The 14295-nt window shown below is 70.7% G+C and carries 13 protein-coding genes; 12 read left to right on the top strand and 1 reads right to left on the bottom strand.

Annotated elements, in window-relative coordinates:
• Nucleotides 1-105: 105 nt before the first annotated feature.
• From ACZ42A_RS18350 to ACZ42A_RS18360, 3 genes are all read left to right on the top strand, one after another.
• On the top strand, nucleotides 106-735 hold the full coding sequence (locus ACZ42A_RS18350) for a ScbR family autoregulator-binding transcription factor (RefSeq protein WP_468528230.1): 630 nt from the start codon (nucleotides 106-108) through the stop codon (nucleotides 733-735).
• Between the two features lie 84 nt (nucleotides 736-819).
• Entirely contained in the window at nucleotides 820-1593 is a 774-nt protein-coding gene (locus ACZ42A_RS18355; RefSeq protein ID WP_468528231.1) for an SDR family NAD(P)-dependent oxidoreductase, read from the top strand.
• A 769-nt stretch (nucleotides 1594-2362) separates the two neighbouring features.
• Nucleotides 2363-3064 (top strand): response regulator transcription factor, encoded by a 702-nt coding sequence (locus ACZ42A_RS18360; protein ID WP_468528454.1) that lies wholly within the window; start codon nucleotides 2363-2365, stop codon nucleotides 3062-3064.
• A gap of 78 nt (nucleotides 3065-3142) precedes the next feature.
• Here the strand turns inward: ACZ42A_RS18360 and ACZ42A_RS18365 are convergent, their stop codons facing one another.
• Nucleotides 3143-3733, bottom strand: coding sequence for a hypothetical protein (locus ACZ42A_RS18365; RefSeq protein WP_468528232.1), 591 nt, complete (start codon nucleotides 3731-3733; stop codon nucleotides 3143-3145).
• Nucleotides 3734-4382: 649 nt separating this feature from the next.
• Here ACZ42A_RS18365 and ACZ42A_RS18370 point away from each other — a divergent pair.
• The 9 genes from ACZ42A_RS18370 to ACZ42A_RS18410 all read left to right on the top strand — a co-directional run bounded on the left by ACZ42A_RS18370 (nucleotide 4383) and on the right by ACZ42A_RS18410 (nucleotide 14290).
• Nucleotides 4383-5861 carry an FAD-dependent monooxygenase gene (locus tag ACZ42A_RS18370; protein WP_468528233.1) on the top strand — a complete coding sequence of 493 codons (1479 nt, stop codon included), beginning with the start codon at nucleotides 4383-4385 and terminating at the stop codon, nucleotides 5859-5861.
• Nucleotides 5862-5910: 49 nt separating this feature from the next.
• A complete protein-coding gene (locus tag ACZ42A_RS18375; RefSeq protein ID WP_468528234.1) occupies nucleotides 5911-6237 on the top strand; it encodes a TcmI family type II polyketide cyclase in 327 nt (108 codons plus the stop codon).
• The gene (locus ACZ42A_RS18380; RefSeq protein WP_468528235.1) at nucleotides 6234-7505 is read left to right on the top strand and encodes a beta-ketoacyl-[acyl-carrier-protein] synthase family protein; all 1272 of its coding nucleotides are present in this window, start codon (nucleotides 6234-6236) and stop codon (nucleotides 7503-7505) included. Before ACZ42A_RS18375 ends, ACZ42A_RS18380 begins: the two co-directional genes overlap by 4 nt.
• Nucleotides 7502-8737 (top strand): ketosynthase chain-length factor, encoded by a 1236-nt coding sequence (locus tag ACZ42A_RS18385; protein WP_468528236.1) that lies wholly within the window; start codon nucleotides 7502-7504, stop codon nucleotides 8735-8737. The genes ACZ42A_RS18380 and ACZ42A_RS18385 overlap by 4 nt, the downstream gene beginning before the upstream one ends.
• 87 nt (nucleotides 8738-8824) lie before the next feature.
• A complete protein-coding gene (locus ACZ42A_RS18390) occupies nucleotides 8825-9097 on the top strand; it encodes an acyl carrier protein (protein WP_468528237.1) in 273 nt (90 codons plus the stop codon).
• 39 nt (nucleotides 9098-9136) lie between these two features.
• Entirely contained in the window at nucleotides 9137-9922 is a 786-nt protein-coding gene (fabG, locus tag ACZ42A_RS18395) for a 3-oxoacyl-ACP reductase FabG (RefSeq protein ID WP_468528238.1), read from the top strand.
• Between the two features lie 57 nt (nucleotides 9923-9979).
• Nucleotides 9980-10918 carry an aromatase/cyclase gene (locus ACZ42A_RS18400; protein ID WP_468528239.1) on the top strand — a complete coding sequence of 313 codons (939 nt, stop codon included), beginning with the start codon at nucleotides 9980-9982 and terminating at the stop codon, nucleotides 10916-10918.
• Between the two features lie 3 nt (nucleotides 10919-10921).
• Nucleotides 10922-12940, top strand: a complete 2019-nt coding sequence (locus ACZ42A_RS18405) for an SDR family oxidoreductase (RefSeq protein WP_468528240.1) — start codon at nucleotides 10922-10924, stop codon at nucleotides 12938-12940.
• 81 nt (nucleotides 12941-13021) lie between these two features.
• Nucleotides 13022-14290, top strand: a complete 1269-nt coding sequence (locus ACZ42A_RS18410) for an MFS transporter (RefSeq protein WP_468528241.1) — start codon at nucleotides 13022-13024, stop codon at nucleotides 14288-14290.
• The last annotated feature ends 5 nt before the right edge of the window (nucleotides 14291-14295 follow it).

Consider the following 14295-nt stretch of genomic DNA (forward strand, 5'->3'; position numbering starts at 1 on the left):
TCTCCTCAACCTGCGCATGGGGACCGAGACTTGTCAGGTCTCGAGTGTCTCAAAGCAAGGTAAAGAACGTTATTTTTTTTGTCGAGGGTGCTGTGAGGGGCGTGCGTGACGACAAGAGAGCTGAAGCAGGAGAGGGCCGCACGTACGCGTGCCGCCATCATCAGGGCGGCGTCGGAGGTCTTCGCGGAGCAGGGCTTCGCGGGAGCCAGCGTCGCTCGCATCGCCGAGCGCGCCGGGCTGACCCTGGGGGCGGTGTACTTCCACTTCAAGTCCAAGGAGGAACTGGCGCGTGCGATCGTCACGAGCCAGCCGGAGATGGTGGTCCCGCCGCTGCCCTCGGAGGGACTGCAGCGCGCCATCGACGTGACGCTGACGTGGGCGTACCGGCTCCTCGATGATCCGGTCCTGCAGGCCGGCGCGCGGCTCGTCATGGACCAGGAGGACTTCATCCAGTCGAGTGTGAACTCGCATCAGCAGTGGATGGAGATCATCGCGCAGGACTTCCGGATCGCCCAGATCCGCCGCGAGGTGCGGGCCGGTGTGGACATCGAGGTCTACGCCCGTCTGATCGTGAGCGCCTGCACCGGTGCCCAGATGCACACGCAGCTGGAGAGCGCGCGCCGGGATCTGCCCAAGCGCATCGAGGAGTTCTGGCGGTGTCTGCTGCCTGCGATCGCGGTGCCCAGCGCGGTGAAGAAGATGCAGTTCGGTGAGGAGCGGGGGAGACCGTCATGAAGGCTTCACGTGCGTCTGCTCGTCAAGGGTGACTCGCCCTGGTCTCCTGGCACCATCTGATCACTGACGTGAGAGGGGAACGGCATGGTAGGGCCTGGGGACGGTCTGCTCGAGGGCAAGGTCGTCATGGTGACCGGAGCGTCCAGTGGCATAGGTGAGGCGGCGGCCCGGCTGTTCGCCGCCCATGGCGCGGCGGTGGCGGTCATGGCGCGGCGCGAGGACAGGCTGCACGCGCTGGTGAAGGACATCGAGGCCGCCGGCGGCAGGGCCCTGGTGACGGCGGGGGACGTGACGTCACCAGGGGACGTGGAGCGGGCCGTGACCGCGGCGGTCACGGCGTACGGCCGACTGGACGCGGCCTTCAACAACGCGGGATGGGGGAGTGTCGGCACGCCCCTGCACGAGACGGACGACGCGGTCTTCGAGCAGATCATGGACGTGAACGTGCGCGGCGTGTGGAACTGCCTCAAACACCAAGTCCCGGTCATGATGCGGCAAAAGGCCGGGACGATCGTCAACACGTGCAGTACGGCGGGGTCGTTCGCGACCGGCGCGATCGCCCCCTACGTTGCGGCCAAGCACGCGGTGCTCGGCCTCACCAGGGCCGCGGCCGCCGAGTACGGCGAGCACGGCATCCGGGTCAACGCGCTGATGGTGGGCAGCACCCGCACGGAGCTGATGGAATCGGCGATGGAACGGATTCCCCAGCTGGAGCAGTTCGCGGTCGCCCGGGCCATCCAGCACCGGCTCGCGGATCCGAAGGAAGTGGCTCACGCCGCGCTCTGGCTCTGCAGCGACCACGCTTCGTTCGTCACAGGAGCCGGAGTGCCCGTGGACGGAGGATGCAGCGCCGTGTGAGGGGTCCGGGGCCGAGCCGGCCGTGGTGGGGGAGGGGCGTCTCCCGGAAGAGGCCTCCCGGAGGGGTGCCTCCCGGGGGGCCTCCCCCTTGTCGACCGTAGTCAACTAGCAGTCAAGAAAAAAAGTGACTATGTTATTCTCTGTTAAGTAGGCAACAGTCGAGCCAGAGTTGGCATGCGAGTCTCGTGCCGCGACGTGTGAACGGCGCGGTGGGGCTCGAATGGGGGAGCGATATGGGCCTGAGGGTGCATGGAGGCTCGCGGTACGTGAAGGGGCCGTGTCGGCCCCTTCGTCGGCAAGGAGGCCGGTCCGCGAAGTGATCTACCTCCGTCGCAGGTGAATCAGCTCTCACCGGTACTGCTCAGCGGCGCCGACCTCCGGCGCGACGTGTCCGTTCTCGATGGGGCCACTGCCGGCGCGACCGCTCCGGGTGGGTGGCTGAAGTCCGCGCAGAGCCCATAACCCCTGCCCCTGCCGTCCTGATCCACGACCACCGGCCGCTGCCCATGCGCCCGCTCCGGGCAGCCGGCCAGGGACCTGGCGCGCCTTGGTCCGAGCCACTTCCCCCTTCCAACAGAACATAAACGGGAGTTGCTTGACGCTTCGACTACCTGGTTTGTCACCGCCATCGTGATAGAGAGCCACGCCGAACTGTTCAGGGGGAACAATGAGTCCATCGACGGAGTTGGCGGAGCCCCGCACGTCCGCTCCCCTCAATCCGGTGAGACCACGGCTGGCGAAGCCGATCCACGAGCAACGGGCCGACGAGATGCCTGGCCGGTCCGCGGGCTGGCGGACGCTCGTCGTGGAGGGCAACGCCACGGATGGGGACGCGCTTGCGAGAGAGTTACGAAGGCACGGCCACCATGTGACGGTCACGACGACGGGTACTCAGGCGCTGAGGGCGTACAGCGGCTCGGACCTGATACTGCTCGATCTCCGGCTGCCGGACATCGACGGCCTGGAGGTCTGCCGCAGGATCCGCTCCACCTGTGACACGCCGATCATCGCCTTCTCCCCGCAGCGGACCGAACTGGCCAGAGTGCTCTGCCTTCAGGCGGGATCGGACGACTGCCTGGACAAGCCATACGGATTTCAGGAACTGATCGCCCGGATCGACGCCGTGATGCGGCGCGTGCGCGCCTCCGGCAGGCTCTGCGGACAGATCGTCGAACGGGGACCGCTGCGGATCGACACCGCCAAGCGCGAGGTGTGGCTGGAGGGCCGGCAGGTGGAGACCAGCCGCAAGGAGTTCGATCTGCTGCACTATCTGGCCAGCCATTCCGGTGTCGTCGTCTCCCGCAGGCGGCTGATGGCCGAGATCTGGGGCGACCCGTTGCACCATCACCCCGACGAGGCGCAGGTCAGCCGGACGATCGACACCCATGTGAACACCTTGCGGCGCAAGCTGGGATCCCGTAAGTGGATCCGCACCGTGCGCGGCGTCGGGTTCACCTTCGGGCAGTCGTAGGCCGCCGGAACGGGTCTTCACCACCCGGTCGCGGGTGGTGAAGACCGACGGCGTCCAGCGGGCCGTACCCTCCGCGCGTCACATGGGTCGTGGCTCCCTTCCCTTCAAGCTCTCGTACACGTCGTTTCCGTGGTAGTACATCCGCCCTCCGTCGCTGCGGCGGCGCCAGCCGCCCTCGCTGGCCAGCCGGTAGACACTGCCCTGCGCCAGCTGCCACAGCCGGGAGATGTCCGAGGCCGTCAGCCACGCCACCTTGTCCCGCCCGGCCGCCGTTGAGTCGGTTCTCCGCTCCAGCACCTGCCGGCTGAGTCGCAGCCAGTCCGCTTCCGCCCACCGGTGCTCCGGGTCGGCATCGCACCGGATGTCCGTGGCGTCCGGCGTACCGGGGCGGACGTGGGCCCACATCGAGCCGGCACAGCCCGGTTCGATGCAGGTGCCGATGCTCAGCCGGCGTCGCGGATCGGGGTCGGTCACCCGGGCGGCCCAGCGGACCAGCCGGGCCACTTCCTCGCTCAGCTCGCCGGCCGCCGAGTGCCGGCACAGCCAGTCCTGATGCCGCTCCAGACATGCCGTCATGTCCCGTACGGTCCGCCGCGGACGGGGCAGGCCCCGCTCGTCGGCGACCAGCGCGGACCAGGAGCCGAGCGTGCCGATGATGGCCGAACGCACGTCGGCGGCGGCGCTGTTGAAAGGGATCCCGGTCGCGTTCCCGCGCCCGGCCCGGACGGTGCCCTCCTGGGACCGGCCGCCCCCCAGGATCTGCTCGCAGGTGTCGTACAGAGCGGATAACCGGCGCAGTTCCGCGAGGAGCCTTCGTCGACAGGTCGGACAGAGCTTGTCGCCGCCCGAGGTGACCCGCCTGCCCAGCCCTTCGGTCTGTCTGCGCGCGCACCCGGCCCCCGAGCACAACTCCACCCGTTCCAACGCTTTTCTCCCTTCGCGGGTATTTCCTGCTCGCTACCCGTCAGAAGCTATCCCGCTCATCGGCCGGGTCGTGGAACAGCGCCGAAGACTTAACAATTTCCTGTATTTTCCGGAGGAGTTTAGCCTGACCTCCCACTTTTCATTCCGTTGACCTAGATTTGTCGTTCAGTTTGAAGAGGGAGCTTGACGTTCCGCGCGCCACCGAAGAAGCTGTTGGCTAGCTTCCGCAGGAGTGTGCCCGAGAGGCGATATCTCCTCGACCGGCCCGTCGGTGCGGCGCAACGTCGCAGGCCATGCGGCATCTGACGGCCCTGAGTCATCCACCGCTCGTGCAGGCCCGCCTTTCGCCTGTTGTCCCGGTGTCTCTTCATTCCACTCCTTGAAGGAGAGGTATATGGATGCTCCAGTTATTGTGGCAGGTGCTGGACCTGCCGGCCTTATGCTCGCTGCCGAACTCCGGGTTGCCGGCGTAGGTGTCACTGTTGTGGAAAAGCTTCCGCGGCGCACCGGGGAATCCCGCGGTCTTGGATTCACCGCGCGCACCATGGAAGTGTTCGACCAGCGGGGAATCCTGCCCCGGTTCGGCGAGGTGGAGACCAGTGACCTGGGTCACTTCGGTGGAATTCCGGTAAATTTCGGAGTACTTGAGGGTGCGCATCAGGCGGCCAAGACGGTGCCGCAGTCCGTGACCGAGGCGATTCTGGAGGAATGGGCCCGGGAGCTGGGCGCCGACATCCGCCGCGGACATGAGCTGCTCTCCGTCCGGGACGACGGCGACGGCGTCTCCGTGACCGTCCGCGGTCCGGACGGCGAGCAGGTGCTGCACGGCCAGTGGCTCGTGGGCTGCGACGGCGGCCGCAGCACCGTCCGCAAGATCGCCGGCTTCGACTTCCCGGGCACCGCGGCGACGATGGAGATGTACCTGGCCGACCTGCGCGGCGTCGATCTCGAACCGCGCATGATCGGGCAGCACCTGCCGGGCGGCATGGTCATGGTGGGCCACCTGCCGGGAGGCATCACCCGCATCATCGTCTGCGAGCGCGGCACCCCGCCGCAGCGCCGCACCCAGGCACCGCCCTTCCAGGAGGTCGCCGACGCCTGGAAGCGGCTGACCGGCATCGACATCTCGCACGCCGAGCCTGTGTGGGTCAGCGCCTTCGGAGACGCCACCCGGCAGGTGACCGAGTACCGGCGCGGACGCGTACTGCTGGCCGGCGACGCCGCCCACATCCACCTGCCCGCGGGCGGCCAGGGGATGAACGTCAGCATCCAGGACGCGGTCAACCTCGGCTGGAAGCTGGGCGCCACCGTGCGGGGCACGGCCCCGGCGGGGCTGCTCGACACGTACCACACGGAGCGTCACGCGGTGGGGCGCCGGCTGCTGATGAACACGCAGGCGCAGGGGCTGCTCTTCCTCAGCGGCGACGAGATGCAGCCGCTGCGCGACGTACTGGGCGAGCTGGTGCAGTACCGGGAGGTCAGCCGCCACCTGGCCGCGATGGTCAGCGGTCTGGAGATCACCTACGACATCGGCGGGGGCCGCCACCCCCTGCTCGGCAAGCGGATGCCCGCCCTGCGCCTGCGCAGGGCCGACGGCCGGGTCACCACCAGCAGCACGGCGCTGCACAGCGGGCGCGGCGTCCTGTTCGACCTGGCGGACAACCACCGCCTCCGCGGACGGGCGATGCCCTGGACGGATCGGATCGACGTCGTCACGGCGGCACCCGACCCCGCCGCCGCGCTGCCCGCCGACCTCGCGGACACCGCGGCGGTACTGGTGCGCCCCGACGGCTACATCGCCTGGGCGGCACCCGGCAGCAACGACGACCTTCCGACGGCCCTGGAGCGCTGGTTCGGCCCCGGCCGTGCCTGACACCCCCGGCCCCCGACCCCGACACGGTTCGCGAAGGAGACACACACAGATGCACAGCACGCTGATCGTGGCCCGGATGGCCGCGCACTCGGCCGAGGACGTCGCCGAACTCTTCGCCGCGTTCGACAGGACCGAGATGCCGCACCGCATGGGCACCCGCCGCCGCCAGCTCTTCTCCTACCGGGGGCTCTACTTCCACCTCCAGGACTTCGACACCGAACTCGGCGGCGAGCGGATCGAGGCGGCCAAGACCGACCCCGCCTTCATCCGCATCAGCGAGGACCTCAAGCCGCACATCGAGGCCTACGACCCGGCCACCTGGCGCTCTCCCGCCGATGCCATGGCCCGGCGGTTCTATCACTGGAGCGCCCAGTGACCGGGCGGCGCGTCGTCATCACGGGCATCGGGGTCACCGCGCCCGGCGGCATCGGGCAGAAGGCCTTCTGGAACCTGCTGACCCACGGGCGCACCGCCACCCGGCGGATCAGCTTCTTCGACCCCTCGCCCTTCCGCTCCCAGATCGCCGCGGAGGCCGACTTCGACGCGGAACTGCACGGCCTGACGCCCCAGGAGATACGGCGGATGGACCGGGCCGCGCAGTTCGCCGTGGTCACGGCACGGGAGGCGGTGGCCGACAGCGAGCTGCAGTTCTCCGACTTCCCGCCGCACCGGGTGGGCGTGACCATCGGCAGCGCGGTCGGCGCGACGACCGGCCTCGACCAGGAGTACCGCACGGTCAGCGACGGAGGCCGGCTGGATCTCGTCGATCACACCTACGCGGTGCCGCACCTGTACGACTACTTCGTGCCCAGCTCCTTCGCCGCCGAGACCGCCTGGGCGGTGGGCGCGGAGGGACCGGCCACGGTCGTCTCCACCGGCTGCACCTCCGGCCTTGACGCCGTCGGCCACGGCGCCGAACTCGTCCGCGAGGGCGCCGTGGACATCATGGTGGCCGGGGCGACCGACGCCCCCATCTCCCCCATCACCGTCGCGTGCTTCGACGCGATCAAGGCGACCACACCGCGCAACGACGATCCCGAGCACGCCTCGCGGCCCTTCGACGGCACCCGCAACGGCTTCGTGCTGGGGGAGGGGTGCGCGGTCTTCGTCCTGGAGGAGCTGGAGAGCGCACGCAGGCGCGGCGCCCACATCTACGCCGAGATCGCCGGTTTCGCCTCGCGCTGCAACGCCTACCACATGACCGGACTGCGCCCCGACGGCGTGGAGATGGCCGAGGCCATCCGCGCGGCCCTGGACGAGGCCCGGCTCAACCCGGAGGACATCGACTACATCAACGCGCACGGCTCCGGCACCAAGCAGAACGACCGCCACGAGACGGCTGCGTTCAAGAAGAGCCTGGGCGAGCACGCCTACCGCACCCCGGTGTCCTCCATCAAGTCGATGGTCGGACACTCGCTGGGCGCGATCGGCTCCATCGAGATCGCCGCCTCCGCGCTCGCCATCGAGCACGGCGTCGTACCGCCCACCGCCAACCTGCACACCCCGGACCCCGAGTGCGACCTCGACTATGTGCCGCTCGTCGCCCGGGAGCAGCGGACGGACACCGCCCTGTCCGTCGGCAGCGGCTTCGGCGGATTCCAGAGCGCCATGATCCTCACCCGCCCCGGGAGGAACACCGCATGACCGTCACCAGCGCGCCGCCGGGCACCGTCGTGGTGACCGGACTCGGCATCGCGGCCCCCAACGGCCTGGGTGCGCGGACGTACTGGTCCGCCACGCTCGACGGCCGCCATGGCATCGGCCGCGTCCAGCGCTTCGACCCCGACCGCTACCCGGCCAAACTCGCCGGAGAGATCCGGGACTTCGTCGCGGAGGACCACCTCCCCGGGAGGCTGATCCCGCAGACCGACCGGATGACCCGGATCGCCCTGGTCGGCGCGGACTGGGCGTTCGCGGACGCGGGGGTCCGGCCGGCCGATCTGCCCGCGTACGACATGGGGGTCGTCACCTCCAGCTCCTCGGGTGGCTTCGAGTTCGGCCAGCGCGAGCTGCAGAACCTGTGGAGCAAGGGCGGCCGGTACGTCAGCGCGTACCAGTCGTTCGCCTGGTTCTACGCGGTCAACAGCGGTCAGATCTCGATCCGCAACGGGATGAAGGGCCCGAGCGGCGTGCTCGTCAGCGATCAGGCGGGCGGTCTGGACGCGCTCGCGCAGGCCCGCAGGCAGGTCCGCAAGGGCACCCCGCTCATGCTCTCCGGCGGCATCGACGCCTCGATCTGCCCCTGGGGCTGGGTGGCCCAGCTCGCCGGCGCCCGGATGAGCACCCGTGAGGACCCCGAGCGCGCCTACCTGCCCTTCGACCCGACGGCGTGCGGCCATGTGCCGGGCGAGGGCGGTGCGCTGCTCGTCCTGGAGGACCTCGAGAGCGCCCGCCGACGGGGCGCGCCCCACGTCTACGGCGCGATCGCCGGTTACGGCGCGACCTTCGACCCCCGGCCGGACAGCGGGCGCGAGGCCGGACTGCGGCGGGCGATCGACGTCGCCCTGCAGGACGCCGGTGTCGGGCCGGACGAGATCGACGTCGTGTTCGCCGACGCCGCCGGCATCGGCGACCTCGACAGGATCGAGTCCGACGCCATCAGGCAGGTCTTCGGTGCGCGCGGTGTGCCGGTCACCGCGCCGAAGGTGATGACCGGGCGGCTCAACTCCGGGGCGGCGTCCCTGGACGTCGCCACGGCCCTGCTGGCGATCCGGGACTCGGTCATCCCGCCCACCCCCCATGTGACGCCCGCCGAGGAGCACGAACTCGACCTGGTCACCGAGCCCCGGGAGGCGGCTCTGCGGACCGCGCTGGTGCTCGCCCGCGGCTACGGAGGCTTCAATTCCGCCCTGGTCGTTCGCGCACTCGACGACTGACATCCACGGACCTGACCGGCCCACCGCCACCCGACGCGGCGGCACACACAGCATCGGCACACGGAGCAACGGAGGAGACAACACACCATGCCCGCCACGGAATTCACCGTCGACGACCTCAAGCGGATCCTGCGTGAGGGCGCAGGCGCGGAAGAGGGCGTCGACCTCGACGGAGACATCCTGGACGTCGAGTTCGAGGAGCTCGGCTACGAGTCGCTCGCCCTCCTGGAGACCGGGAGCCGGATCGAGCGGGAGTGGGACATCACGCTCGACGACGACCTGCTGGCCGAGCTGCGCACGCCCCGCGCCCTGATCGACGTCGTCAACAGCCGGCTGTCCGCCACCAGCCGGGCCGTCTAGGCCACTGCCCGCACGCTCGCCGAGTTTCAGGAGAGGGACATGACACAGCAGAATCAGCGCGTCGCCGTGGTCACCGGGGCGACGAGCGGCATCGGACTCGAGGTGGCGAGGCTGCTGGCCGTGCAGGGCCACCGCGTGTACCTCTGCGCCCGCACCGAGGAGAACGTGACGGCCACGGTCAAGTCGCTGCGGGAGGAGGGCCTGGACGTCGCGGGCTCGTCCTGCGACGTGCGGTCGACCGAGGACGTACGCCGCTTCGTCGGCGCGGCCGTGGACACCTTCGGCACGATCGACGTGCTGGTGAACAACGCCGGACGGTCCGGCGGCGGCCCCACCGCGGACATCCCGGACGACCTCTGGCTGGACGTCATCGACACCAACCTCAACAGCGTCTTCCGGGTGACCCGCGAGGTCCTCACCCGTGGCGGCATGCGGGCGAATAACTGGGGCCGCATCGTCAACATCGCCTCCACGGCGGGCAAGCAGGGCGTCGTGCTCGGCGCGCCCTACTCGGCCTCCAAGCACGGTGTCGTCGGCTTCACCAAGGCGCTCGGCAACGAGCTGGCGCCGACCGGCATCACGGTGAACGCGGTCTGCCCGGGCTACGTCGAGACGCCGATGGCCCAGCGCGTACGGCAGGGCTACGCCGAGGCCTACAACGCGACCGAGGAACAGATCCTCGAGAAGTTCCAGGCGAAGATCCCCCTCGGCCGGTACTCCACGCCCGAGGAGGTGGCCGGGCTGGTGGGCTACCTCGTCACCGACACCGCGGCCTCGATCACCTCCCAGGCGCTCAACGTCTGCGGCGGCCTGGGCAACTTCTGAGCCGCCGGCCCCGTCCGGCCCCCTGTCCACGGAGTACCCCGAGAACGAGGAGAGAACATGACCGTGCGTGAGGTCGAGCACGAGATCACGGTGGAGGCACCCGCGGCCGAGGTGTACCGGCTGCTCGCCGAGGTCGAGAACTGGCCGCGGATCTTCCCTCCCTCCGTACTGGTCGACCATGTCGAGCGCGGAGCCGAGGAAGAGCGCATCCGTATCTGGGCCACGGCCAACGGCGACGCCAAGAGCTGGACGTCGCGCCGCCGGCTGGACCCGCGGAACCTGCGGATCACGTTCCGCCAGGAGGTGCCCGCCCACCCGGTGGCCGCGATGGGCGGCACCTGGATCCTCGAGCCGCGCGGGGAGAACGGCTGCCGGGTACGGCTGCTGCACGACTACCGGTCGGTCGGCGACGACCCGGAGAGCCTGGCCTGGATCGACCGGGCGGTCGACCAGAACAGCCGGTCCGAACTGGCCTCCCTGAAGGCCAATGTCGAACTCGCCACGCACGCGGCCGAGTTGACGCTGTCCTTCGAGGACAGTGTGGAGATCCACGGCTCGGCCAAGGACGCGTACGACTTCGTCAACGAGGCCGACCGATGGAAGGAGCGGCTGCCGCACGTGGCCGCGGTGGATCTGCGCGAGCACACCCCCGGCCTGCAGATCCTGCGGATGGACACCCTCACCCGGGACGGCTCGTCCCACACCACCGAGTCGGTTCGGGTGTGCTTCCCGCACCAGCGGATCGTCTACAAGCAGACCACGCTGCCGGCGCTGATGAAGCTGCACACCGGCTACTGGCTGTTCGAGGAACTCGGGGGAGGGATGACGAGGGCGACCTCTCAGCACACCGTCATGGTCAACACGGACACCATCACCTCCGTGCTGGGCGAACAGGCCGGGGTGCCCGAGGCCCGTGAGTTCCTCCGCAACGCGCTCGGCGCCAACAGCCGCGCCACCCTGGCCCATGCCAAGGAGTACGCGGAAGCGCGGAACTGAGCCATGACCGCGCTGGACACCGATGTGATCGTGGTCGGCGCGGGCCCTGTCGGTCTGTTGCTCGCCTGCGAGCTGCGCCGGGGCGGAGCACGCGTGACCGTACTCGAACAGCTCACGCGGCCGACCACCGCGTCACGCGCCTCCACCCTGCACGCCCGGTCGATGGAGCTGTTCCAGGAACGCGGACTGCTGGAGGCGCTCGGCCCGCCGCCCCGGGGAGGCGCCGGTCACTTCGGCGGTATGCCACTGGACCTGACGGAGGGTCAGGAGCACCCCTTCGCGGGGCAGTGGAAGGTCCCGCAGACCCGGATCGAGGCCGTGCTCCAGGACCACGCCCGGTCGCTGGGCGCCGAGGTGCGGCTCGGTGTCCGGGTCACCGGGCTCCGGGAGAGCACGGCGATGGTCGAGGTCGAGGCCGCCGGGCCGCGCGACGCCCCGGTGACCCTCCGGGCCGCGTACGTGGTCGGGTGCGACGGAGAGCGCAGCACCGTACGGGAGCTGGCGGGCTTCGACTTCCCCGGCCACGACGCGACCAGGGAACTGCTGCGGGCGGACGTCGCCGGGATCGACATTCCCGGCCGGCGTTTCGAACGCCTCCCGGCAGGGCTCGCCATCGCCTCCCGCTGGCCGGACGGCTCCACGCGGGTCATGCTGCACGAGTACGGCCGTGCTCCGCGCCCGCGCACCGGCGAGCCGGACTTCGCCGAGGTGGCCGCCGCGTGGCGCCGGGTCACCGGCGAGGACATCAGCGCCGGAACGCCGCTGTGGGTCAACGCGTTCGGCAACGCCCGGCGCCAGGCGGCCCAGTACCGCAGGGGGCGGGTGCTGCTCGCCGGCGACGCGGCGCACCTCCAGATGCCGGTCGGCGGCCAGGCGCTCAACCTCGGGCTGCAGGACGCGGCCGACCTCGGCTGGAAGCTCGCCGCGCAGTGCGGCGGGACCCCGGACGAGGCGCTCCTCGACTCGTACCACGAGGTCCGCCACTCCGTCGGACGGCGGACCCTGGCCAACATCGAGGCCCAGGCGTCGCTGCTGCTCGGCGGGCCCGAGGTGGAGGCGGTGCGCACCGTCGTCGGCGAACTGCTCACGCTGGCCCCGGCGCGTCGTCACCTCGCCGCCATGATCAGCGGACTGGACACCCCCCGCCCGGGGCCGCCGGGCGACGTCCCCGCCGACGCGGCCCCGTCCGTCCCCCCTTCCGCTGCGGCGCCCCCGCAGCCCACCACGCACAGCTCGCACTCGTACAGGAGGACCACCATGGGCACACTCACCGGCAAGACCGCACTGGTGACCGGCTCCAGCCGGGGCATCGGCCGGGCCACCGCGGAGCGGCTGGCACGGGACGGCGCGCTGGTCGCCGTGCACTGCTCCGCCGACCGGGACGCGGCCGACGAGGTCGTCGCGTCCATCGAGAAGGACGGCGGCCGGGCCTTCGCCGTGCAGGCGGACCTGGCCGAGGTCGGGGCCGTGCACGAGCTGTTCGTCCAGCTGGAGCAGGGCCTGAAGGAGCGCACCGGCGGCACGGACCTGCACATCCTGGTGAACAACGCCGGGGTGATGGGCGGGGTGGCGCCCGAGGACGTCACCCTGGAGCACTTCGACCGGCTCTTCGCGGTCAACGCGCGGGCGCCGTTCTTCCTCGTCCAGCGCGCGGTGGGCAACATCCCGGACGGCGGACGCATCGTCAACATCTCCTCCGGGCTCACCCGCTTCGCCAACCCGTCCGAGGTGGCGTACGCGATGACCAAGGGCGCCATCGACCAGCTCACCCTGCACTACGCCAAGCACCTCGCCGCCCGCGGCATCACCGTCAACAGCGTCGGCCCCGGCATCACGAACAACGGCAGCCCGCTGTTCGACATCCCGGAGGCCGTCGAGCAGATGGCGGCCCTCTCGGCCTTCGGGCGCGTCGGCGCGGCGGAGGACATCGCGGACGTCGTGGCGTTCCTCGCGAGCGACGACTCCCGCTGGATCACCGGCTCCTACCTGGACGCCAGCGGCGGCACGCTGCTCGGTGGCTGACCCGGTCCGGATCGCCGGCGCCCGGCCGGGCCGGCCCGGGCGCCGGCGCAGTACTCGACGCTGACAGAACGGTGGATTCCGATGGCTTCTTCCACGCCGTCCACCTCCTCGGTCCCCGGGCCGCGGCCCGCGTCCGCGGCGGACGCGCGCTGGCCCCTCCCGCTGTGGGGGCTGCTGACGGTTCTCGCGGGCAACATGCTGGTCGACGCCCTGGAGACGTCGGTGGTGATCCCGCTGCTGCCCGCGGTGGGCGAGGAGTGGGGACTGTCCGTCACCGGTGCCCAGTGGGTGATGAGCGGCTTCGCGCTCGGCTTCGGGGCCGCGGTGCTGTTCGGTCCCCGCATCGCGGCCCGGCTGGGCAGGCGCAGGGTCTATCTCGCCGGAATGCTGCTCTTCGCCGTCGCGGCGCTGGCGGGCGGCACGACCGACAGCGCCGCGCTGCTCATCGCCTCCCGGGTGGTCAAGGGCGTCTGCGCCGCGGTGACCACTCCGGTCGGGGCGGCCATCATCGCCACGGCGTTCCGGGAAGGGCGCGAGCGGGGACGCGCGATGTCGGTCTACTCCCTGTTCGGAGCCGGTGGCTTCACCATCGGGCTGCTGCTGTCCGGGGCGCTCACGGAAGCGAGCTGGCGCTGGCCGCTGCTGTCGCCCGCGCCCGTGGCACTGCTGCTCTTCCTGCTCGGACTGAAGCTGATCCCGCGGGACGAGGGATCGGCACCCCCCGCGGCGCCGAGGCGTCGCGCCGTACTGCGCAACGCGCCGCTGGTCAGGTCCGCGCTGATCGCCGCCGCACTCAACGGCTCCTACCTGGGGCTGCTCTTCGTCGTCGCCCTCCAGTCGCGGTCGGTCCTGGGGTGGTCGCCGTGGGAGACCGCCGTCGCGCTCCTTCCCGCCTGTCTGCCCCTGGTCGTCGCCGCCCTCTACGCGGGCCGGATGGTCGCCCGCTTCGGAGCCCCCTCGCTCATCGCGCTGGGCACGGTGGCCCCCGCCGCCGGCTGCGCGCTCTACGCCCGCCTGGAGGAACCGGGCGCGTACGCCGCCGACGTCCTGCCGACCATGCTGCTGTTCGGCGTCGGTTTCATGCTGGCCTTCGGGGCGCTGAACATGCAGGCGTCGTCCGGGCTGCGGCCCGCGGACAAGGGGGTCGGCACCGCCGTCTACCAGGCCGCCGTCCAGTTCGGCGCCGTCGTGGTGCTGGTGGTCGTGGCCCTGCTGCTGGACCGGGGCGACGGCGCCGGCCCGGCCACCGGGGACGGCCTCGCGTACCAGGACGCGCTCCTTTTCGTCACCGCCGTCGCCGCCGCCGGAGCCCTCGTCGCGCTCGCCGGCGCCCTGCGCCGCTCCCCCTGAACTCC

Source organism: Streptomyces sp. NPDC030838, from assembly GCF_055572035.1.